The sequence below is a fragment of the Synechococcus sp. R5-12 genome (genome assembly GCF_047502655.1).
Classification (GTDB): Bacteria; Cyanobacteriota; Cyanobacteriia; order Thermostichales; family Thermostichaceae; genus Thermostichus.
The window spans coordinates 1-1,766 of record NZ_JANSIM010000191.1 but is presented as its reverse complement, the minus strand read 5'-3'; the positions used below and the strand labels follow the sequence as shown (position 1 = coordinate 1,766).

2 protein-coding genes are annotated in these 1,766 nt (G+C 58.4%); both read right to left on the bottom strand.

The window, feature by feature from the left end:
* Positions 1-188: 188 nt before the first annotated feature.
* Positions 189-824: a tRNA (adenosine(37)-N6)-threonylcarbamoyltransferase complex ATPase subunit type 1 TsaE gene (gene tsaE / locus NW843_RS10380; protein WP_414522892.1), complete on the bottom strand. Its 636-nt coding sequence runs from the start codon at positions 822-824 to the stop codon at positions 189-191.
* Between the two features lie 3 nt (positions 825-827).
* A complete protein-coding gene (gene lgt, locus NW843_RS10375) occupies positions 828-1,652 on the bottom strand; it encodes a prolipoprotein diacylglyceryl transferase (protein WP_011433548.1) in 825 nt (274 codons plus the stop codon).
* Positions 1,653-1,766: the final 114 nt, after the last annotated feature.

Here is a 1,766-nt window from a genome sequence, read left to right as displayed (position 1 = left end):
AGTGCTCTCTTTTGGCTCAAATGAAAGATCAACACAACCTAGGCTGGGGTGAAGCGACTGAACTGCTGAGAAGAGCCTTCTGGCTCCGTACATTCAACGTTTTAGGTGCGGGTGCAGTGTCCTAGTTGGAATCGAAATGACCATAAGTCTTTTGGGATCTCAACTTTTTCTTCTGCTTTCAAGTACTTTCAGGAGGAGAAGTGGATCCCTTCTTCGAGGTTTTGCTGAGTGAATTGAGAAAGAACTTGCTGCCAAAGGTGGCCAGTCTGGGATCCCTTTCCCTTGACGTGTAGAAGGCGGGCTCCTTCCTGCTGGGGATGGGGCTGTAGGCGCAGCCAGAGGTAGGTCGCAGGCAGATGGCGGAGGTACTGGGGCCACTCAATAGCGGTGATCCCACCTTGGCTCCAAAGTTCTTCTAGCCCCAGGTCTTCTAGGAGTGTGGATTCTTTCCCACCGGCGCGAGCGGCAGAAGAGGTCTCTAGGCGGTAGAGATCGCAATGGAAAAGAGGGATCCGTCCGGTGTGGTATTCCTGCACCAGCACGAAGGTGGGGCTGTCGATGGGTTCAGGGATCCCCAAGCCCTGCCCTAGTCCCTGCACAAAGGTGGTTTTGCCGCTGCCCAGATTACCTTCGAGAAGAATGACCAAGCCGGAAGTGGAGCCGAGGCTGCGGCTGGGAGGGGGAGATTTTTGTTGACCTAAAGGGGCGAGGAAGCCAAGGGCGGCTTGAGCTACGAGGGCCCCTAGTGATTGGGTAGCAGCGGCGGATGGCAGCAGCAGAGGGGAGGCTTGCTGCCAGGGCTCTTCATTCTGTTCGCTGGCCATGGCTTACAACTCCTTTGGGGCGGGGATCCCAGGCGAGGAAGTTGCCTCGTTTGGGTGAACAGAAACGCGTTTGGGAGCTGTCAAGATTGCGGCCAGGCCTGCTCCAATGAGCAACAGGCTCACCCCCTGCGCCACCCGCAGGGATCCCAGCATGAGGCTATCGGTGCGCAGGCCTTCGATCCAGAAGCGCCCCAGGCTGTACCCCACCAGGTAGAGGCCCAAGAGGGTGCCGGGGGGAAGCTGGCGCCGGTAGCTTAAAAAGAGCAGGAGCCCGAAGAGACCAAAGTTCCAGAGGGATTCGTACAAAAAAGTGGGATGGACGCGCGATCCATCAGGCAGCTGCAGTTGTACCCACAGAGGGCTATCCGGAGGCAACACCTTTCCGTAGGCTTCGTTGTTGAAGAAGTTGCCCCAACGTCCGATCCCCTGACCAAGGCTGAGGGAGGGAACAAGGCAATCGGCTAGCAACCAAAAACTCAGCCGGTGCCGCCGGGCGAACAGGTAAAGCGCCGCACTGCCGCCGATCAAGGCACCGTGAATGGCAATGCCCCCCTGCCAGAGGGCCAAGACCTGCCACCAAGGGCCATCTCGATAGCGTTCCCACTCAAAGGCCACATAGTACAGGCGAGCAAGGGGCAGGGATCCAACCACCAACCACACCAGCAGATCAGGCATGGAACTGGGGGGAAGGCCACGCCGAGCTGCCAGATGGCGAGCCAGGAGCAAGCCCAACACCATTGCCAGGCCGATCAATAAGCCATACCAGCGCAGGCTGAGCGGCCCCCAACTAAACACAACCGGGCCGGGGGATTGTAAGACCAAAGTCATGACCGTGGGGACATTCCTGAGCAGATCCCTTTAGCCCACTCTACCCGCTCTGCAAGGCTATGCAGAAGACCTGCCCTCACCCCCAGCCCCTCTCCCAGAGGGAGAGGGGAGTTA

What these genes read in the sequence shown, in the direction of transcription:
- lgt (WP_011433548.1), bottom strand. Translation starts at nt 1,652, where the DNA reads ATGACTTTGGTCTTACAATCCCCCGGCCCGGTTGTGTTTAGTTGGGGG.
- tsaE (WP_414522892.1), bottom strand. Translation starts at nt 824, where the DNA reads ATGGCCAGCGAACAGAATGAAGAGCCCTGGCAGCAAGCCTCCCCTCTG.